The following is a 19,229-nucleotide window of genomic DNA, read 5'->3' as shown; positions in this document are numbered from 1 at the left end:
TGATAGTGCGGATTCCCGTGTGAAAGTAGGTAATCGTCAGGCTCCCACGCATGTCCAGAAACCCCGCCCTCAAAGGCGGGGTTTCTGCGTTTACAGCGCGGAAAAACAGGCCAGAAAACCGTATCAGCATTGCCGGCAGAACGCCGGCGACGGGTTCTCCGCCGTCCTATAACAGAAACGGGCGTAAAAACGGGCACAGAACGGGGTTTCGCCTCCAGTCGGGCCATCACGGCTACGGTGCCATGCTCACGCCGGGACTTCGTCCGGGCGTTTGTCCGTCAGTCTGCTCATCACAACGGCCGGATCTGGAAACATCCCCGCTGCAGCCTTACCCGATGCGGCTCCGGTTCTTCCGATATCACTTCTTCCCCACTCGAAGTGCATTCGCGTAACTCCTCAGTTCTTACCCATATCAGCGGCGTGCATGCGCGTGCTCTCGGCTTTCATCCCTCCCGGAACACCCTAACTCTGGTTTTGTTCGCCTAGCAGCAACGCTAAAGGACAGCTTTCCCGCAGGCGGGAACCTGCAATAAAAACAGCTTCGCCCCCTCTTCATTTCCTTCCTGCGCGCGTTTGTTTCGTTACATCGCCTTGTCTTAACATCCGTTTCAGAATACTGTATAAATATACAGTGAAAACTCGTCACCCCATGCTTGCCCGATGCCGGGCAGGGCAGAGTATTCCCTATTGAACGAGCGTATCTATGGCAGCAGCGATTCACTTGGCGACGACAGCGTTGTCGTCACAATTGCGGCGTCAGGTGTGGCAGGGCAATGAGCTTGCCGAGGCGGACTCGCGGGTGATTTCCAGCGGCTATGCCGCACTGGATCAACTGCTGCCTGGACAGGGCTGGTCGGCCGGCGGCTTGACGGAGTTATTGATTGAGCACGGAGGGGTCGGCGAACTGCGCCTGCTGGCTCGCGCGCTTCGGCATCTTACGACGCAAGCCGAACGGCACGTCATGCTCGTGGCACCCCCTTATCAGCCCTGTGCTTCGGCACTGAGGGCGTGGGGTATCGATGTCGAGCGCGTCCTATGGGTGCGCGCGAGTGAAGACCAATCCCTGTGGGCAGCAGCTCAGGCATTGAAGCAGGATGGCATCGGCGCAGTGCTGGTATGGCTGCCGAATGCACGCGCCGATAAGGTTCGGCGTCTGCAGGTGGCGGCTCAGGAGTCGGCATCGCTGGCATTTCTGATCCGGCCTGTCGAGGCCGCCACGCAATCTTCGCCGGCGCCATTGCGAATGATCTGCGAGCCGCTCTTACCGGCCAATGCGCAAACGATCAACCGTCGTCAATGGTTGCAGGAGATCGGTATCTCAATTGACATCTTCAAGCGCCGCGGCCCGCCGCTAGCGGAGCCTCTGCGTCTCGTTTTGCCGTTACAAAGCGTCGTGTTGCCGGAAAGCGGGATTGGCAGCAATCAAGGACGAGAGATCAAACATGTTGTGGATCGCAGTCACATTGCCACTCTTGTCGCTGGAAGCGGTGAAACCTCTCGAGCCGCTCCCGGATGGTTTGCTCGCGAAGCCGAATCGGTGTGAGCGCGACGACGCGGCAAGCCAACCTCTCGGCGCCGAAGACGTCACCGAGGTGCGCTGCTATGCGCTGGCCGATCACGCACACATCCTGATGCCGGATTTCGACGCATTGCGTGCTGGGGTGCATGCGGGTCATTCGCGCTCGTACGCATTGGCTTTGGCTCCTGGTCTCAAGATGCTTGCCGCAGACGCAGCCCGCGAAACTCAGGCGTTCGAAGCGATGGCGCTCGCTTTGCTGACGTACACACCGAAGGTGTCGCTTGCGCACGCGCACACCTTGTTGCTGGAAGTCGGCTCCGGTTTGCGGTTGTTTGGCGGCTTGCGCGCGTTGTTGTCGCGGGTATCCGCGACGGTGGCTGAATTCGGCTATACGGCGCGCATCGCGTGCGCACCGACAGCCTGGGGCGCGTGGCTGTTGGCACAGGCGCATGCCGACCGGCAGGGGCATCGTTGGCATGTAATAAAGGAAACGTCGCTTGCGCGGGTTCTCGACCGCGTATCTGTGTCGTTGCTGCCGGTTGCGCAGGCGCATCGCGATGCGTTGACGCATGTCGGTTGCATGACGCTGGCCGATTTGCGCCAGTTGCCAAGGTCGGGTGTCGTGCGGCGTTTCGGCAGCGGTATTCTGGATCTGCTGGCACAAGCATATGGCACGCGTCCGGACCCGCGCGAATCGTTTCGTGCGCCTGCATCGTTTCATGCTCAACTGGAGTTGCCGTCGCGGGTCGATAACGCCGATGCGCTACTGTTCGCCGCGCGTCGGCTGATTGTGCAACTGGCCGGCTGGTTGAGCGCGCATCATGCAGCGCTCAGTGGTTATACGTTGTTGCTCGAACATGAATTGGCATCCCGTCATGCGCCGAAGACGTCGAGTCTGAAGGTCGCGTGGGCCATCCCGTCGCGCGATTCCGAGCATCTGATCTGGCTGTTGCGTGAGAAATTGAATCAGACGGTTCTGGCTGCGCCCGTGATCGAGTTGAAGCTGATCGCGGATCAGATCGGCGAGTATGCAGGGCGATCGGACACCTTGTTTCCAATGCCCGAATCAGACGGCGATTCGATCGCACGTCTGCTCGAGCGCCTGAGCGCGCGTTTGGGGCCGGAGAACGTGCTGCAGATGTCGGTGCAGGACGATCCTCGGCCTGAGCGGGCAATGCGCGTCGAGGCCTACCAGGCGCAAGCGTTTTCGCGCAAGAAGCGTTCGTCTGCGAAAACCAGAACAAAAATCAAAGCGGATAAAACCTGGCTGACCGATGAGTTGCAGCACGCTGCTCTGGAAAGTGTGCACGCAGACGGCGATGCGGCGACGCAAGCGGGACAGGCTGCACACACAGCGCACATATCTCGACGGCCGGAAAAAGCGAGTGATGCTAAAAAAAGCGGCCGCCTATTCGTAACACAACCGGCCGATGCCCAAGCCTCGCTCGATCTGCCCGACAGTGTATTGCCATTGCAGCCTCGCCCCGTCTGGATGCTCGACAAACCGCTGCGCCTGATGATGCGCGACCAGCGACCGGTCTATCGCCGGCCGCTGAAAATGCTCACGCGTACCGAACGGATTGAAGCCGGATGGTGGGACGGTAACCGCGTCGAGCGTGATTATTACGTTGCGGCAGACGATCGCGGCCATATGTTCTGGGTGTACCGAGAACGTCTTGGCGGTGAGTGGTATTTGCAGGGTTTGTTCGGCTGAGCACGATGGCAGATTCCCGGCCTTCATTCTTATTCGAGCAGGCGCTTGCAGCCCAACTGCCACCGTATGCGGAACTACATTGCCTGACTAATTTCTCGTTTCTGCGTGGTGCGTCGCATCCGCATGAACTGGTCGAGCAGGCGATGTCGCGCGGTTATAGCGCGCTAGCGATCACCGATGAATGTTCGCTGGCGGGCGTCGTGCGCGCACACACGGCGGTGAGAGAAATCAAACAGGAGCGAGAGCGCCAACAGAAGGAGCGCGAAGACAGGGCGAAAGCCGCGCAAGCAGGAACGTCTTTAGAAGAAGCAGCAAAGTTGGCGGCCGCAAAGCCAGCGGGTTCGCAACAGGAGGCCTCACAACAAGAAACCACCCAACAAGAAACCGCCCAACAAAAAAACGCAGAGCCAGAAGCCACTGAGCAAGAGGCGCTAAAACCGATCCCTCACCTCATCATCGGCAGCGAACTCAATCTGACGGACGATGCCGGCGAGCCGTTCTGCACACTGGTTGCGCTCGCAACCAACCGCAATGGCTACGGCAACCTTTCCGAACTGATTACGCTAGCCCGCTCGCGAGCAGACAAGGGCAGCTATCGCCTCAGCCCGTCCGATTTCACCGATGCGTTGCCGCATCTCGAACATCTCAAGACCTTGCCCGATTGCGTCCTGATCCTCGTGCCGCAACGCACGGCGACGCTCTCACACACGTTGCGCTGCGCGCATTGGCTCGCCTCATTGGCTCCGCAACGCTCATGGATCGCACTTGAACTCTGGCAAACCGGCAGCGACGATCTTCAGATTGACGCATTGCGGATGATTTCAAAAGCGAGCGGTTTGCCTCTGGTGGCGGCAGGCGGCGTCCTGATGCATGTGCGATCGCGCAAGCCATTGCAGGACACTCTGACCGCGATTGATCTCGTCACGCCGCTATCGGCATGCGGCCACGCGCTCGAGGCGAATGCCGAGCGGCATATGCGCACGCGAGTGCGACTCGGCAAGCTGTACCCACGCGAGACGCTCGAAGAAACGCTGCGTATCGCCGCCCTATGCCGCTTCTCGCTCGACGAACTCAAGTACGAGTATCCGGAAGAACTGGTGCCTGCCGGTGAATCGCCGTCGAGTTATCTGCGCAAACTGGTCATGGCCGGTGCGACGGAGCGTTGGCCAAAAGGGATGGATATCAAACGAATCGATCAGATCGAGAAAGAACTGAAACTGATCGCCGAACTGAAATACGAAAAGTACTTCTTGACGGTGCACGATATCGTGAGCTTCGCGCGCTCCAGAAACATTCTGTGCCAAGGCCGCGGCTCGGCGGCTAATTCGGTCGTGTGCTATTGCCTCCATGTGACGGAGATCGATCCGGTACACATGAATATGCTGATCGAACGGTTCATCTCGCGCGCGCGCAATGAACCGCCTGATATCGACGTCGATTTCGAGCATCAGCGCCGGGAAGAGGTGATTCAATATATCTACGGAAAGTACGGCCGTCATCGCGCTGCGCTCACTGCGTCGCTGATCACGTATCACGCACGCAGTGCGCTGAAGGATGTCGGCAAGGCGTTGGGGCTCGAAGCGTCGCTGATCGAGCGGATCAGTAAATCGCAGCAATGGTGGGACGGCACGGATGCGGTCGCCAAATATCTGGCTGAAGCGGGCTTCGCTGCCAACTCCCACATCACGCAGAATCTGATTCGCCTCACTAAGGAATTGCGCAATTTTCCGCGTCATCTGTCGCAACACGTCGGCGGTTTTGTGATCGCGAAAGACAAGCTGTCGCGACTCGTGCCGATCGAGAACGCGACGATGAAGGACCGTAGCGTAATCGAGTGGGACAAGGACGATATCGACGCGCTCAAGCTATTGAAGGTCGACGTGCTGGCGCTCGGCATGTTATCGGCCATCCGTCGTGCGCTGGAGTTCGTTGCATTGCGGCGCGGCTTTCCGACATTCAGGGTGCAGGATATTCCGCGCGAGGATCGCGCCGTCTACGAAATGTGCGGCCATGCCGATACGATCGGCGTATTCCAGATCGAATCGCGAGCGCAGCAAAGCATGTTGCCTCGGCTGAAACCGAACAAGTACTACGATCTCGTGATCGAAGTCGCGATCGTGCGGCCCGGGCCGATCCAGGGCGGCATGGTGCATCCGTATTTGCGTCGTAAGCAGGGTATCGAGGCGGAGGACTACGCTAAAGATGAGTTGCGACCGGTGCTCGAACGCACGCTCGGCGTGCCGATTTTCCAGGAGCAGGTGATGCACCTCGCGATGGTTGCTGCCAAATATACCGGTGAGCAGGCCGACCAGTTGCGACGCGCGATGGCCGCGTGGCGGCGCACCGGCAATCTGGCGAAGTATCAGCAGGATCTGACTGACCGCATGCTCAAGCGAGGCTACGAACCCGAGTTCATCGCACGCATCTGCAAACAGATCGAAGGCTTTGGAGAATATGGTTTTCCGGAAAGCCATGCGGCGAGCTTTGCCTTGCTCGTCTATCTCAGTGCGTGGTTGAAACGTTATGAGCCGGCCGCTTTTCTGGCGGGTTTGCTGAACAGTCAGCCGTTGGGGTTCTATTCGCCGTCGCAACTCGTGCAGGATGCACGGCGTCATGGCGTCCAGGTATTGCCGCCCGACGTGACCTTGAGCGATTGGGAGTCGACCTTCGAAAGACGCGGTCGTGAAGGGCAGCGGATTTCATCGAGTGAGACCTGTTTGCATCGTCAGCAGAGCGTATTATCCGCGCAGCAATTACGCGATTTGTCGCTGCGGCGCTTCACGGTGGCCCGGACGATCCGGCGCGCGGCGAAACAGCTGACCGCACGCGTATTCCAGTCGCCGAAAACCTATGGTGCGCGCGGTCCGGCAGTGCGCATCGGCATGCATCTGATCAAAGGTCTTTCACAGGTGGCCGCCGAACGCATCATGGCGGCTCGCAGCGACGCGCAGTTTACCGACGTCGATGATTTGACGCGTCGCGCGGCATTGACGCGGCGCGATCTCGAAGCGCTTGCCGCGGCGAACGCGCTGGTCAGCATCGCAGGCCATCGGCGCGAAGCGTGGTGGGCGGTGACCGCCCAGCACTCAGTGCCCAAGCTGCTGCGCGATGCGCCGATCGCCGAAGCGCCGTTGGCATTGCCGCAGGCAGCCGAAAGTCGCGAGATCGTCGACGATTACGCGAGCCTTGGCCTCACGCTCAATCGTCATCCACTCGCGCTATTGCGCGAGCGTCTTGCCAGACAGCGTTTTCGCACAGCGGCCGAACTCGCCGCGTGTCAGCATGGCACGCTGGCGCGCGCCTGCGGCATCGTCACCGTGCGGCAGCGGCCGGGCACGGCAAACGGCACCGTGTTCGTTTCCATCGAAGACGAGACCGGTTCGATCAATGTGATCGTCTGGCCGACGCTGGTGGAAAAGCAGCGCAAGGTGCTGCTGGGTTCGTCGTTGCTAGCGGTGTATGGCGTCTTGCAGCGTGACGATGGTGTTTCTACCGGCGGTGACAGCGCGGGCAACGTGGTGAACGCAAATAAAGCGGGCAACGCGAAACAGAAACAGAAGGGCGAGGTGATCCATCTCGTCGCGCATCGACTCGAAGATCACAGTGAATGGCTTGGCGAACTGGCCACGGCGAGCCGCGATTTTCACTGATACCGACCTGCCGTGGCTAAGCTTGCGGGCTTGACACCAGACAGGTCTGTCGCCGGGCCGTGGAAGCGTGGGCAGTCTCCGGCCGTAGTTAAGTTCGCCGCCAGGCGGCTAAGCCGGCATCTCACCTCGCCACGGAAATTCGGCCAACACTTGCCGGATCGCAACGTCGAACGGCGTGCGGCGACCGATGCCGAGCGCCTCGAGCCGATCCGAAGCCAGGTGACAGTTATGCGGACGCGGCGTCGCGTCGGTGGGCATGTGCTGTGGCGTCAGTTGCGCATCGAGTTGCAGCGCTTCTGCAAGCCGCACGGCGATTTCATACTTGTTCATCGGCTCATCGCCCGACCATTGCACGATGCCGCGGATCGCTTCGCCGCGCGCGTGCCGTTCGAGCATCTGCCGGATCACGAACGCGACGTCCGGCGTAAAGGTCGGGTAACGAATCGCCCATGCATCCATGACGGCGGCCTTGCCTTCGCGTGAAGCCGATGATGCGGCAATCGCCGGCACGAGACTCGTCACCGCCGATTCTGCCCAATCGACGATCGGCCCATATAGCAGCGGCAGACGCAGCACGCAGCCGAGATCGGTGGATTCCGTCAGTGCACGTTCGCCTTCGAGTTTGCTGCGCCCATAGGCATTGAGCGGCGCAGGCACGGAATCGTGCTGATAGGGCGGGTGAGTGCCGTCGAACACGTAATCGGTCGAGATCGACAGCGTCCATGCGCCGCGCCGCTTTGCCGCCGCGGCCAGGGTGCGCACCGCATCGACGTTCAACGCCCGGGCGAGCGCCAGATCGTTCTCGCACACGTCCGGCCGACGCTCCGCTGCGGCAATCACGAGCGCGTCCGGCGCTTCGCGCTCGACAAATTGCTCGACCGCATGCGCATCACGAATATCCAGCGCAACGGTGTTCGGACCCGGCCGGCTGAACGCCGTGGCGACAACTTGCCAGCCAGCCTGCTGTGCCAGTTCCTCGACGAGAGCCCGGCCGAGCAGCCCGGAAGCACCAATGACGGCAACTTTGAACATGTCGTCGCTCGCTTAGCGGGCCGTGCTGCTGGTCACGGCCGTAACCGTGTAGCCGGCTTCGTCGATAGCGGCCTTCAGCGCGTCAGCCGGTTGCGCCGATTCGACCGCCACTCGGCCAGATGCCAGATCGACCTGGACCTGAGCGGTTTCATCGTGTTCACGGATTGCATTCATGACCGCTGCCACACAATGCTGGCAGCTCATACCTTCTACCTGGAATTCGATCGTCATCGGGATTGCCTCGAAAAAAATGAATGTTGCGATGATTGAATTATGCCTGCCGATGCGCACTTAAGTGGCTGACCTTCCCACCATGGGAAGGTGTACGATCGGCACACATACCGGAGATACAGTCATGAACATCGGTGAAGCGGCCCGCGCGTCGGGCGTCACGGCGAAGATGATTCGCTACTACGAAAGCGTGGGCTTGTTGGCGGCCAAGGCGCGCACGAGCGCCGGTTATCGCGTGTACGGGCCGCAAGAGATTCATTCGCTGCGTTTCATCCGGCAGGCGCGCCGTCTGGGTTTTCTGGTCGAAGACATTCGCCGGTTGCTTGCGCTATGGCACGACCGGTCGCGCGCCAGCGCCGAAGTGAAGGCGATTGCGCTGGAGCACGTCGCGGACCTCGATCGCCGCATCACCGAACTGACTGACATGCGCGACACATTGGCGCATCTGGCGGACCATTGCCACGGCGACGAGCGTCCGGATTGCCCAATTATCGAGCGGCTCGCCGACGATGATCTGGTGTCGGGGAAGGGTTGTTATCCGATTTGAGGGCACTGGGTGCAACCAGTCACTCAAAGGCACCGAAATGGTGCGAAATAATTTGGGGCGGTATCGAACGCTCCGAAAACCCCATCCTGAATTTAGATAAATCAAGAACTTAAGTGCACCACGGGCGTGCACCATTCCAAAACGGAATGCACGTCATGCGGGCATTTCACTAGCAAGGTTGCACCATAGGGATATAATTCGGGTTAACCCTTTTACGGGAAATCCCTGATGCAAAACTCACCGGGGATTCAATCTGATCCTTGGAGAACATCATGTTTGCATACGTACTTGAAAAGCTGAGCACCTGGTTTGAAACCGCAGAACGCAGCCGTCGTGAAGCCTATCTGGCGTCGTCGTCGGATATCGTTCAGCTCGAACAGCGCATCCGCTCGCTCGAGACCAACGGTTACTCGCTGTAAGTTTCAACTGCATCAGGTTTCACCCGGCAGCGCTTGTGCGCGGCCATTGCAGTAAAGTGTTGAGCCCCGTATAGACGGGGCTTTGTCACATCTGGACTACGAAAATTTCACGGCAAGTGGCGATTCAAGGCGACTCATGGCCAATAACGACTAGCCTGACGGTTGCCGCCGCGGTAAGGTAAGGCGTTTTCTGCGCAATCCGGCATTCTCAAACTTAACCGGTCCGCCCATGCTTCCTGTCCGCTCGCTCAAATCCGTCCTGGCCGCGGCCGTCGCAGCCTCGCTGACAACGGTTTTCGCAGTACCGGTGACTTTCGCCGCGTCGAGCGACAACGCCCGCAAGCCCGTGATACTCGACTCGCAGAGCGGGATAAACGATGGCCAGAGCGGCACGGTGCTGCAGACTGCGCCGTTCTCACGGCAGCCGATTGTAGGTGCGCAACCCATCGCGACACCCACGGAGTTGGCGCCAAATTCGTCAATACCGATCGTCGTCGCGCCCTACGTCCCGATACCTGTCGGCGGCGGCACGCCGTATCCACAACCGCAACCTCGTCCGGCGCCTCGCGCGCAATAAGCGTCTGCGGCGCGATATCTCCCAGCGCAAATCAGCAATGCTGGTCGAGTGCCATGATGCGGGCTTGCGCAAACTGCCACTGTGCTTGACCGCCAAAATATACGTGTGCGTGGAGCCTGCAATGCAGCTCAGTCGCCACGATATTCGACCTTGAACTGCGCGGCCTTGTCCTCGCCGAGCGCCCCAACCAGCCAGGGCATCTGGTCTTTCAGCGTTTTAGCCAGCGTATACGGTGGATTCAGGATGAACATGCCGCTGCCGAACAAGCCGAAGCCGTCGGTCGGCGGATTGCTGACGGTCAGGCTCACGTGCAGCCAGTTGCGCTCCTGCAGCTTCTTCAGCTGATCGGGAAAGCGCTGCGATTCAAGTCGTCTTACTTGCGGATACCAGACCGCGTAGGTCCCGGTAGGAAAGCGCTTCAGGCTTTCTTCGACACAGCGCAGCGTGCGCGTGTAGTCGCGCTTGTCTTCGTACGACGGATCGAGCAGCACCAGCGCGCGGCGGGGCGCTGGCGGCAGCAACGCGAGGATGCCGTCGAAGCCGTCGCCTGCATAAAGCATGGCGCGGCGGCCTGCGTCGCGGAAGTTATGGCGCAGCACGTCGATTTCAGTGGTGTGCAGTTCGAACAGGCGCATGCGGTCCTGCTCGCGCATCTGCCGCCACGCGATATACGGCGAGCCCGGATAGAAGCGCAACTGGCCGTCCGGATTCAGCGCGCTTACTTCGTCGACGTAGTCGGCAAAGATCGACGGCAGATCGTTACGCTCCCATAGTTTGGCGATGCCGGTCTGGAACTCGCCGGTTTTGGTCGCGTAGCCTTCCTTCAGCGAATAGACGCCGGCGCCCGCGTGCGTGTCGATATACCAGTAGGCTTTGTCCTTCTGGCCGAGGTAGCGCAGTAGCTGCAACACAACGGCGTGTTTCAGAACGTCGGCGTGATTGCCTGCATGAAAGGCGTGGCGGTAGCTGAGCATGATGAGGAGACGCAGAAAGAGGGCGTGCCGCTCCAGGGCGGATTCGGCGATGCGAGTGCAATGCGGCAGCACAACTGAAGTGCAGCGCGGTCGCGTATTGTACGCGACGCCGCGTTGCACTCCGTAGTGCGTTGCGCGTGACATGACCCTGATGCTGCGCGGGCCATGCTCCGGGGTCCGGCGAGCGGCCAGTCAATCGTAGGCGTCGCCGATGATCTCCTCGATCCGTTGCTTGATCTCCGGTGTGATCCGCTCGGCCACATCGGTGGATTTCATATTCTCACCGATCTGTTCGACGCGCGAAGCGCCGGTGATCACGGTGCTCACATTCGGATTCTTCAGAATCCACGCAATCGCCAACTGGCCGACCGTGCAGCTCAACTCATCGGCCACTTCACCTAGCTTGCCGACCACGCTGTTCTTGCCGGCGTCGGTGAGATGCTTGCGCAGCCAGTCGTAGCCTTGCAGCTGTGCGCGGCTATCGGCAGGTACGCCGTCGCGGTACTTGCCGGTGAGCAGGCCCGACGCGAGCGGGCTCCATGTGGTGAGCCCAAGGCCGATATCCTCGTAAAGCCGCTTGTATTCCTGTTCAACGCGCTTGCGGTGGAACAGGTTGTACTGCGGTTGCTCCATGACCGGTTTGTGCAGATGATGCCGTTCAGCGATCTCGTAAGCAGCACGGATTTCATCGGCGCTCCATTCGGATGTGCCCCAGTACAGTGCCTTGCCGCGCGTGATCATGTCGCTCATGGCCCAGACGGTTTCTTCGACCGGCGTGTTCGGGTCAGGGCGATGACAGAACACCAGATCGACATAATCGAGCTGCAGGCGTTTGAGTGACGCGTCGATCGCGTTCAGCAAATATTTGCGATTCAGCGTGTGGTACTGGTTCGGCGCTTCGTTGAGCCCCCAGAAGAATTTCGTCGATACCACATAGCTCACGCGCGGCCATGCCAGTTCCTTAAGTGCCTGGCCCATGATCTCTTCGGATTGGCCGCCCGCGTATACCTCCGCGTTGTCGAAGAAGTTGACTCCCGCATCGCGCGCGGCCGCAAGCGACTCGCGCGCCGCACGATGATCCACCTGATTGCCGTAGGTGACCCATGAGCCGATGGACAGTTCGCTGACTTGCAGGCCGGAACGGCCCAGACGTCGATAATTCATGCATTCCTCCTTGGTAGTGATGCCGCCGGAATCCCGCTGAAGCGTCCAGTTTAAAGAGATAAGGCTCGATGTGCGTTTTACGGATGTAGTTCACGCGGTTCATGCACAATAGCAGCGTTGGCCGCAGTGCAGCATTCGGCCGAACGGCCTATGCCGTTTGGCTGACTTCACGCCGCCCGCGGCCCGTGGTCTCATCGTTCATCAACTGCATGGAGGTTCTGGATGTCGTCACTGAACACGAATCTGAATGGCAAGGTCGCGGTGGTTACCGGCGCCGCGAGCGGCATCGGCAAGCAGATTGCGCTCACGCTTTCCGCAGCGGGCGCGGCGGTCGCGATCGCCGACCTGAACCAGGATGGCGCGAACGCTGTCGCTGAAGAAATCAAAAAGGGCGGTGGCAAGGCAATTGGCGTGGCGATGGACGTCACGAATGAAGACGCCGTCAACCAGGGCATCGACAAAGTTGCCGCCGAATTCGGCTCGATCGACATTCTGATTTCCAACGCCGGCATCCAGATCGTCAATCCGATCGAAAACTACTCGTTTTCCGACTGGAAGAAGATGCAGGCGATCCACGTGGACGGCGCCTTCCTCACCACCAAGGCCGCGCTCAAGCACATGTACAAAGACGATCGCGGCGGCATCGTGATCTACATGGGCTCGGTTCATTCGCACGAGGCGTCGCCGCTGAAGTCCGCGTATGTCACGGCCAAACATGCGCTGCTGGGGCTCTCGCGCGTACTGGCCAAAGAAGGCGCGAAACACAATGTACGCTCGCATGTGGTGTGTCCCGGTTTCGTGCGTACGCCCCTTGTCGACAAGCAGATTCCCGAGCAGGCCAAGGAGCTCGGCATCAGCGAAGAAGACGTGATCAAGCGCGTGATGCTGGGCGGCACGGTCGACGGCATCTTCACCACGGTGGAAGACGTCGCGCAGACGGTGCTGTTCCTGTCCACGTTCCCGACGGCGGCGCTGACCGGCCAGTCCTTTATTGTGAGCCACGGCTGGTACATGCAATAAGGAGGCGCCCATGGCGCAACGCAATCTCAAGCGGGCGCGCGTCGGCGCGCCCGGCGGCGGGGAAGGTGAGGGCGCCGGTCCGGCGCCCTCCGCTCACCCCGGCCGCCGTCTCCAATTGCCGAACTACGAAACCGTCGCGTTGATGCTGCAGGGTGGCGGCGCGCTGGGCGCCTATCAGGCCGGTGTCTTTCAGGGGCTTTACGAAGCCGGCATCGAACCGAACTGGCTCGCCGGCATTTCGATTGGTGCGCTGAATACGGCCATCATTGCCGGTAATCCGCCGGAGAAACGCGTCGAGCGGCTGCTGCAATTCTGGGAGACGATCTGCCAGCCGGCGTTCGGGCCGCCGTTGCCGGCTTTTATCGAGCACGCGTTGTTCAATTCCAGTGACGCCGTTCGCAAGGCCTTTACGGCGACCCAGGCTATGGGCGCGATCGTGGAGGGGCAAAAGGGCTTCTTCGTGCCGCGTTTCCCGCCGCCGTTACCCACCGTCTCCGGGCCGCCGCAATTGGCGAGTTACTACGACACCACGCCGCTCAAGGCCACGCTGGAAGCGCTCTGCGATTTCGACCGCATCAATTCCGGTGAGATGCGTGTATCGGTCGGCGCGGTGAATTGCGGTACGGGCAATTTCGCCTACTTCGATAACAAGCACACGAAACTGAGGCCTGAGCATTTCATGGCGTCAGGCGCGTTGCCGCCGGGTTTCGCGGCGGTCGAAATTGACGGCCAGTACTACTGGGACGGCGGTTTGATGTCGAACACGCCGCTCTACGAGGTAATTCAGACCACGCCGCGTCGCGATACGCTCGCGTTCCAGGTCGATCTATGGAGCGCGATCGGGCCAGTGCCGGACAACATCACCGATGTTCAAGGGCGTATGAAAGACATCCAGTACTCGAGCCGCACGCGTCTCGTGACCGATATGCTGCAACGTTCGCAGCGTTTCCGGCATGTGTTGCGGGAGGTGCTCGATCGCGTGCCGTCTGACCAGCGCGACGATCCGTGGTGCAAGCTGGCGGATGATCTATCGTGTTCGAAGCGCTACAACGTGATCCACCTCATCTATCGGCAGAAGGAATACGAAGGGCACTTCAAAGACTTCCAGTTCGGCCTCTCTACAATGCGCGAACACTGGAAAAGCGGTCTGGAAGATATCCGCCATTCGCTTGCGCAACCCGATTGGCTTGACATGCCTGATAACGACGCTGGGTTTGTCACGCACGATATCCATCGGGACGCGCGCTGAAACCGCACTGCGCTTGCGTTGACTCACCGTGAGCAGCAAATGAAAACGGCGCCCGAAATGGGCGCCGTTTCTACAAGCAGTTTTGGTAGCGCGCGCAATAAACGCTCGCGCTCTGAAATGCCTTACTTCAAAACGTGAGCGATCGCGCTAGCCACCACGTCGAGGTTGCGCGTATTCAGCGCAGCCACGCAGATGCGGCCCGTGCCCACCGCGTAGATGCCGAACTCTTCACGCAGACGGTCCACTTGCGGCGCCGTCAGACCCGAGTACGAGAACATGCCGCGTTGTGCGTTCACGAAGCTGAAATCGCGATCCACGCCGCTTGCCTTCAGACGTTCGACCAGGCCGTTGCGCATTGCGCGGATACGGTCGCGCATTTCGGCGAGTTCCGTTTCCCACGTGGCGCGCAATTCGGGCGATGCGAGCACTGCGGCGACCACCGAGCCGCCGTGCGTGGGCGGGTTCGAGTAGTTCGTGCGGATCACGCGCTTGAGTTGCGACAGCACGCGAGCCGATTCTTCCTTGCTTGCCGTGATGATCGACAGTGCGCCGACGCGCTCGCCGTACAGCGAGAACGACTTCGAGAACGACGACGACACGAACACGTTCAGTTCCGACGCCGCGAACAGACGAACTGCTGCAGCGTCGGATTCGATGTTGTCGCCGAAACCCTGGTAAGCGATGTCGAGGAACGGCACCAGATTGCGCGCCTTGACCACTTCGACGATCTGTTTCCATTGGTCGACCGTCAGGTCGACGCCGGTCGGGTTGTGGCAGCACGCATGCAGCACGACAACGGTGCCCGCGGCATAGCTGTTCAGCGCGTTCAGCATGCCTTCGAAGTTCACGCCGTGCGTGTGCGCGTCGTAGTACGGATAGTTCACGACTTCGAAGCCGGCGCTTTCGAACAGCGCGCGGTGGTTTTCCCAACTCGGATCGCTGATCGCGACCTTGGTATTCGGGTTCAGGCGTTTCAGGAAGTCGGCGCCGATTTTCAGCGCGCCCGTGCCACCCAGTGCTTGCGCCGTTACGACGCGGCCCGCGGCGATCAGCGGCGAGTCGTTGCCGAGCAGCAGTTTCTGCACAGCAGCGTCGTAGGCGGCAATGCCCTCGATCGGCAGATAGCCACGCGGCAGCGCGGCTTCGACGCGCGCCTTTTCCGCATCGCGCACGGCGCGCAGCAGCGGAATCTTGCCTTCTTCATTGAAGTACACACCAACGCCAAGGTTGACCTTGGTGGTGCGCGCATCGGCGTTGAAGGCTTCGTTCAGGCCCAGAATCGGGTCGCGGGGAGCAAGTTCGACGGCGGAGAACAGAGACATGATGGGTGGGCAGCAGTAGTGAAAAGAGGGCGGCTTCGAGCGCGGGCGACCCCGCCAAAGCTGTCTGACGGACAATTCAGACGGAGGGCGGGCATCGGCGAGCGAGCGCAACTTGGCATTGTAGCGAATCCACGGGCATTTTTCGGGCAACAAAGTCCGCCAGACTGAATTATTTGCTTGAAAAACAGGCACCAAGGCGCCATGTGGCTTGAGCGGACCTGCCCCGGAACCCTCCGGAAACCTACGCAGACCCGCTCAGACTGCCTTTCCCGCAACCCGTTAGAATAGTTCTTTGCCCAAGGCCCGGTGCCGCTCCCCATGTCCGAACAACATCTGACTGAAGTCGACGAGACGCTTGATGAATCCAAATTCGTCACGTTCGACGGCTCGCCGTTCCAGCTTTACCAGCCGTATCCGCCCGCCGGCGATCAGCCGACGGCGATCGACACGCTTGTCGAAGGCATTGAGGACGGCTTGTCGTTCCAGACGCTACTCGGCGTGACCGGCTCCGGCAAAACCTTCACGATGGCCAACACCATCGCGCGGCTCGGCCGGCCGGCGATCGTGTTCGCGCCGAACAAGACGCTCGCCGCGCAGCTCTATTCGGAGTTCCGCGAGTTCTTCCCGCGCAATGCGGTCGAGTATTTCGTTTCGTACTACGACTACTATCAGCCGGAAGCGTATGTGCCGCAGCGCGACCTCTTCATCGAGAAAGATTCGTCGATCAACGAGCACATCGAGCAGATGCGGCTGTCGGCCACCAAGAGCCTGATGGAGCGGCGCGACGTGATCATCGTCGGCACGGTGTCGGCGATTTACGGTATCGGCAATCCGTCCGAGTATCACAAGATGATTCTGACGCTGCGCACGGGTGACAAGCTCGGTCAGCGCGACATCATCGCCCGGTTGATCGCGATGCAGTACAACCGCAATGAAGCCGACTTCCAGCGTGGTTCATTCCGCGTGCGAGGCGACACAATCGACATTTTCCCGGCGGAGCACGCCGAAATGGCGGTGCGCATCGAGTTATTCGACGACGAGGTCGAGACGCTGCAACTGTTCGATCCGCTCACCGGCCGCGTGCGGCAGAAGATCTCCCGCTTCACTGTGTACCCGTCGTCGCACTATGTGACCCCGCGTGACACCGTGGTACGCGCGGTCGAAACGATCAAGACCGAACTGCGCGACCGGCTCGAGTTCTTCTATAGCAACGGCAAGCTCGTCGAAGCGCAGCGGCTCGAGCAGCGCACCCGCTTCGATCTGGAAATGCTGCAGGAGTTGGGTTTCTGCAAGGGTATCGAGAACTACTCGCGGCACTTCTCGGGCGCCGCGCCCGGCGAGCCGCCGCCGACGCTGGTCGACTATTTGCCGCCCGACGCGCTGATGCTGCTCGACGAGTCGCATGTGCTGATCGGCCAGTTGAACGGCATGTACAACGGCGACCGGGCACGTAAAGAGAATCTGGTCGACTACGGTTTTCGCTTGCCGTCAGCGCTCGATAATCGCCCGCTCAAGTTCAACGAGTTCGAGCGCAAGATGCGCCAGGTGGTGTTCGTGTCGGCCACGCCGGCGGATTACGAGAAAAAGACGGCAGGGCAGGTGGCCGAGCAGCTCGTGCGTCCAACCGGCCTCGTCGACCCGGAAATCGAGGTGCGCCCGGCGCGTACCCAGGTCGACGATGTGCTCGCCGAGATCAACGAGCGCGTCAAAGTCGGCGACCGCGTGCTGGTCACGGTGCTGACCAAGCGGATGGCCGAGCAGCTCACCGAGTTTCTGGCCGACCACGGCGTCAAGGTGCGGTACCTGCACAGCGACATCGATACGGTGGAGCGGGTGGAAATCATCCGCGATTTGCGGCTGGGCACGTTCGACGTGCTGGTCGGGATCAACCTGCTACGCGAAGGGCTGGATATTCCGGAAGTCTCGCTGGTTGCGATTCTCGACGCGGACAAGGAAGGCTTCCTGCGCGCCGAGCGCTCGCTGATCCAGACCATCGGCCGGGCGGCGCGTAACGTGAACGGCAAGGCGATTCTCTATGCGGACAGGGTAACCGACTCGATGCGCCGCGCCATCGACGAAACCGAGCGGCGGCGTGCCAAGCAGATCGCCTATAACCTGGAGCACGGCATTACACCGCGCGGCGTGGTCAAGCGGATCCGCGACATCATCGACGGCGTGTACAACGTCGACGATGCCCGCGCCGAGCTGAAGGAACAGCAGACTCGGGCGAAATTCGAAGATATGTCGGAGAAGCAGCTGGCCAAGGAACTCAAGCGTCTCGAAAAGCAGATGATGGAGCACGCGAAGAATCTCGAGTTCGAAAAGGCCGCGCAGACCCGCGACCAATTGGCGCTGCTGCGGCAGCGTGTGTTCGGCGCGAACGTCGGCGACCACGTACCCGGCGTCTAACTCACCCTTTCTTACATTCAGGGCGCGGCAATGTGCCGCGCCTTGTCTTTCCCACGCCTTACACCCCGCCAATACCTCCAGCCGCGCTTTCCTTAAGACCGCCTTAAGACCCCACTGGCATAAGGCTTTGCGCGCGTCCGCATTTGTTCTCCTTGGCGATCAGTGATAAACTTGATCAATATTGAGAATGGTTCGCATTAACGTTCGTAATGAGTCTTGCGGTTCACTGCGCCTGTCCAGCAACGCCGGGACCGTGGCATAAAACGCATGCGCAACGCACTGTTCCAATGGGTTCGATTCCAGTCTGATAAAAACAAGGAGTTTCAATGCGGATTTCTTCATTTGTGCGTGGTGGCGCAGCAGCGGTGGTCGCAGTAGCGGCGCTTTCCGCAACGGCCGCGGAATACCCGATCGGCAAGCAACAGATTCAGGGCGGTATGGAAATCGGCGCGGTTTACCTGCAGCCGATCACGATGGAACCCGAAGGCATGATGCGCAAGGCATCGGATTCGGACATCCACCTGGAAGCCGACATCCACGCGGTCAAGAACAATCCGACCGGTTTCGCCGAAGGCGACTGGATGCCGTATCTGCAAGTTCGTTATGAGTTGACGAAAGCCGGTTCGAATCAGACCCAGAAGGGCGACATGATGGCGATGGTCGCCAACGACGGTCCGCACTACGGCGACAACGTCAAGCTGCAAGGCCCGGGCAAGTACCACCTGAAGATGATCGTCGAAGCGCCGATGCAAACCGGCCACATGGCGTTCGGCCGTCACGTCGACAAGGAAACCGGCGTGGGTCCGTGGTTCAAGCCGATTACGCTCGAATACGACTTCACCTACGCGGGTATCGGCAAGAAGGGCGGTTACTGATCGTCGCAAACGCAGATCATCACGGCTCGTCGCGCGTCGCCTGCGGCCACGCGCGAACGAATGGGTGAATGAGTGAATGCAGCAGGCGGCGCGCGGACAACGAAACCTGCCGCGCCGCGTTTTCCGGAAAGGCTAATGAGAATTAACCGAAAGATCGCGATCCTCGCCATGACCACTTTGCTGGTGGGCGCCGCGCACGCAGCGGATCTTCCGACCTTCAAGCTGGAAATGACCGACGGCAAACTGAATCCGGCTCGCATCGAAGTGCCGGCGGGGCAGCGTATCAAGATCGAAGTGCGCAACACCGGCAAGGGCGCGGCCGAGTTCGAAAGCGTCCAGTTGCGCAAAGAAAAGGTGTTGGCGCCGGGCGCGGAGTCGTTTGTCGTGATTGCTCCGCTGGAGCCGGGCGAATACAAGTTCTTCGACGATTTCCATCAGCAGGCACAAGGCGTAATCGTCGCAAAGTAGCGGCTTGGGACGCGAGCGCATGCCCTGAACAAACGGGTCACGCGTTCGCCGCAGCAGTA

Annotated in this window: 15 protein-coding genes; 10 read left to right on the top strand and 5 right to left on the bottom strand. The window is 60.3% G+C overall.

What is annotated here, in order from left to right; genetic code table 11:
- Window positions 1–703 precede the first annotated feature (703 nt).
- The 3 genes from imuA to KHO31_RS37200 are packed head-to-tail and all read left to right on the top strand — an operon-like array spanning window position 704 to window position 6,883.
- The gene (gene imuA / locus KHO31_RS37210; protein WP_201084416.1) at window positions 704–1,543 is read left to right on the top strand and encodes a translesion DNA synthesis-associated protein ImuA; all 840 of its coding nucleotides are present in this window, start codon (window positions 704–706) and stop codon (window positions 1,541–1,543) included.
- Window positions 1,443–3,233, top strand: coding sequence for a Y-family DNA polymerase (locus KHO31_RS37205; protein ID WP_211625819.1), 1,791 nt, complete (start codon window positions 1,443–1,445; stop codon window positions 3,231–3,233). The genes imuA and KHO31_RS37205 overlap by 101 nt, the downstream gene beginning before the upstream one ends.
- A gap of 5 nt (window positions 3,234–3,238) precedes the next feature.
- Window positions 3,239–6,883, top strand: a complete 3,645-nt coding sequence (locus KHO31_RS37200; RefSeq protein WP_201084414.1) for an error-prone DNA polymerase — start codon at window positions 3,239–3,241, stop codon at window positions 6,881–6,883.
- Between the two features lie 108 nt (window positions 6,884–6,991).
- Here the strand turns inward: KHO31_RS37200 and KHO31_RS37195 are convergent, their stop codons facing one another.
- Both KHO31_RS37195 and KHO31_RS37190 read right to left on the bottom strand, forming a co-directional pair.
- On the bottom strand, window positions 6,992–7,915 hold the full coding sequence (locus KHO31_RS37195; protein WP_211625817.1) for a dTDP-4-dehydrorhamnose reductase family protein: 924 nt from the start codon (window positions 7,913–7,915) through the stop codon (window positions 6,992–6,994).
- A 12-nt stretch (window positions 7,916–7,927) separates the two neighbouring features.
- Window positions 7,928–8,146: a heavy-metal-associated domain-containing protein gene (locus KHO31_RS37190; protein WP_201084412.1), complete on the bottom strand. Its 219-nt coding sequence runs from the start codon at window positions 8,144–8,146 to the stop codon at window positions 7,928–7,930.
- Window positions 8,147–8,270: 124 nt separating this feature from the next.
- On the opposite strand from KHO31_RS37190, the gene cueR reads away from it, so the two are divergent.
- Complete coding sequence (gene cueR, locus KHO31_RS37185) at window positions 8,271–8,693, top strand: Cu(I)-responsive transcriptional regulator (RefSeq protein WP_201084411.1); 423 nt, start codon at window positions 8,271–8,273, stop codon at window positions 8,691–8,693.
- A gap of 272 nt (window positions 8,694–8,965) precedes the next feature.
- Complete coding sequence (locus KHO31_RS37180; RefSeq protein WP_074284875.1) at window positions 8,966–9,112, top strand: DUF3563 family protein; 147 nt, start codon at window positions 8,966–8,968, stop codon at window positions 9,110–9,112.
- 705 nt (window positions 9,113–9,817) lie between these two features.
- Here KHO31_RS37180 and KHO31_RS37175 read toward each other — a convergent pair.
- Entirely contained in the window at window positions 9,818–10,663 is an 846-nt protein-coding gene (locus KHO31_RS37175; protein ID WP_201084417.1) for a 23S rRNA (adenine(2030)-N(6))-methyltransferase RlmJ, read from the bottom strand.
- A gap of 192 nt (window positions 10,664–10,855) precedes the next feature.
- Entirely contained in the window at window positions 10,856–11,827 is a 972-nt protein-coding gene (locus KHO31_RS37170) for a potassium channel beta subunit family protein (protein ID WP_201086147.1), read from the bottom strand.
- A 222-nt stretch (window positions 11,828–12,049) separates the two neighbouring features.
- Between KHO31_RS37170 and KHO31_RS37165 the strand changes: the two genes are divergently transcribed.
- Entirely contained in the window at window positions 12,050–12,847 is a 798-nt protein-coding gene (locus KHO31_RS37165; RefSeq protein WP_093646589.1) for a 3-hydroxybutyrate dehydrogenase, read from the top strand.
- A 10-nt stretch (window positions 12,848–12,857) separates the two neighbouring features.
- A complete protein-coding gene (locus tag KHO31_RS37160) occupies window positions 12,858–14,096 on the top strand; it encodes a DUF3734 domain-containing protein (RefSeq protein WP_201141963.1) in 1,239 nt (412 codons plus the stop codon).
- 122 nt (window positions 14,097–14,218) lie between these two features.
- On the opposite strand, the gene KHO31_RS37155 is transcribed toward KHO31_RS37160, so the two are convergent.
- The gene (locus tag KHO31_RS37155) at window positions 14,219–15,418 is read right to left on the bottom strand and encodes an amino acid aminotransferase (RefSeq protein WP_201083908.1); all 1,200 of its coding nucleotides are present in this window, start codon (window positions 15,416–15,418) and stop codon (window positions 14,219–14,221) included.
- 318 nt (window positions 15,419–15,736) lie between these two features.
- On the opposite strand from KHO31_RS37155, the gene uvrB reads away from it, so the two are divergent.
- The 3 genes from uvrB to KHO31_RS37140 all read left to right on the top strand — a co-directional run bounded on the left by uvrB (window position 15,737) and on the right by KHO31_RS37140 (window position 19,170).
- Window positions 15,737–17,827 carry an excinuclease ABC subunit UvrB gene (gene uvrB / locus KHO31_RS37150; protein ID WP_201083910.1) on the top strand — a complete coding sequence of 697 codons (2,091 nt, stop codon included), beginning with the start codon at window positions 15,737–15,739 and terminating at the stop codon, window positions 17,825–17,827.
- 326 nt (window positions 17,828–18,153) lie between these two features.
- Window positions 18,154–18,702: an iron transporter gene (locus KHO31_RS37145; protein WP_201083912.1), complete on the top strand. Its 549-nt coding sequence runs from the start codon at window positions 18,154–18,156 to the stop codon at window positions 18,700–18,702.
- Window positions 18,703–18,837: 135 nt separating this feature from the next.
- A complete protein-coding gene (locus KHO31_RS37140; protein ID WP_201083914.1) occupies window positions 18,838–19,170 on the top strand; it encodes a cupredoxin domain-containing protein in 333 nt (110 codons plus the stop codon).
- The last annotated feature ends 59 nt before the right edge of the window (window positions 19,171–19,229 follow it).

It is taken from the genome of Paraburkholderia domus (genome assembly GCF_905220705.1).
Taxonomy (GTDB): Bacteria; Pseudomonadota; Gammaproteobacteria; order Burkholderiales; family Burkholderiaceae; genus Paraburkholderia; species Paraburkholderia domus.
The sequence above is the reverse complement of the archived record's forward strand: the minus strand, read 5'-3'. Positions and strand labels throughout refer to the sequence as shown.

What these genes read in the sequence shown, in the direction of transcription:
- KHO31_RS37165 (WP_093646589.1), top strand. Translation starts at nt 12,050, where the DNA reads ATGTCGTCACTGAACACGAATCTGAATGGCAAGGTCGCGGTGGTTACC.
- KHO31_RS37195 (WP_211625817.1), bottom strand. Translation starts at nt 7,915, where the DNA reads ATGTTCAAAGTTGCCGTCATTGGTGCTTCCGGGCTGCTCGGCCGGGCT.
- KHO31_RS37155 (WP_201083908.1), bottom strand. Translation starts at nt 15,418, where the DNA reads ATGTCTCTGTTCTCCGCCGTCGAACTTGCTCCCCGCGACCCGATTCTG.
- KHO31_RS37170 (WP_201086147.1), bottom strand. Translation starts at nt 11,827, where the DNA reads ATGAATTATCGACGTCTGGGCCGTTCCGGCCTGCAAGTCAGCGAACTG.
- KHO31_RS37205 (WP_211625819.1), top strand. Translation starts at nt 1,443, where the DNA reads ATGTTGTGGATCGCAGTCACATTGCCACTCTTGTCGCTGGAAGCGGTG.
- KHO31_RS37200 (WP_201084414.1), top strand. Translation starts at nt 3,239, where the DNA reads ATGGCAGATTCCCGGCCTTCATTCTTATTCGAGCAGGCGCTTGCAGCC.
- KHO31_RS37145 (WP_201083912.1), top strand. Translation starts at nt 18,154, where the DNA reads ATGCGGATTTCTTCATTTGTGCGTGGTGGCGCAGCAGCGGTGGTCGCA.
- KHO31_RS37190 (WP_201084412.1), bottom strand. Translation starts at nt 8,146, where the DNA reads ATGACGATCGAATTCCAGGTAGAAGGTATGAGCTGCCAGCATTGTGTG.
- KHO31_RS37140 (WP_201083914.1), top strand. Translation starts at nt 18,838, where the DNA reads ATGAGAATTAACCGAAAGATCGCGATCCTCGCCATGACCACTTTGCTG.
- KHO31_RS37160 (WP_201141963.1), top strand. Translation starts at nt 12,858, where the DNA reads ATGGCGCAACGCAATCTCAAGCGGGCGCGCGTCGGCGCGCCCGGCGGC.
- imuA (WP_201084416.1), top strand. Translation starts at nt 704, where the DNA reads ATGGCAGCAGCGATTCACTTGGCGACGACAGCGTTGTCGTCACAATTG.
- KHO31_RS37180 (WP_074284875.1), top strand. Translation starts at nt 8,966, where the DNA reads ATGTTTGCATACGTACTTGAAAAGCTGAGCACCTGGTTTGAAACCGCA.
- KHO31_RS37175 (WP_201084417.1), bottom strand. Translation starts at nt 10,663, where the DNA reads ATGCTCAGCTACCGCCACGCCTTTCATGCAGGCAATCACGCCGACGTT.
- uvrB (WP_201083910.1), top strand. Translation starts at nt 15,737, where the DNA reads ATGTCCGAACAACATCTGACTGAAGTCGACGAGACGCTTGATGAATCC.
- cueR (WP_201084411.1), top strand. Translation starts at nt 8,271, where the DNA reads ATGAACATCGGTGAAGCGGCCCGCGCGTCGGGCGTCACGGCGAAGATG.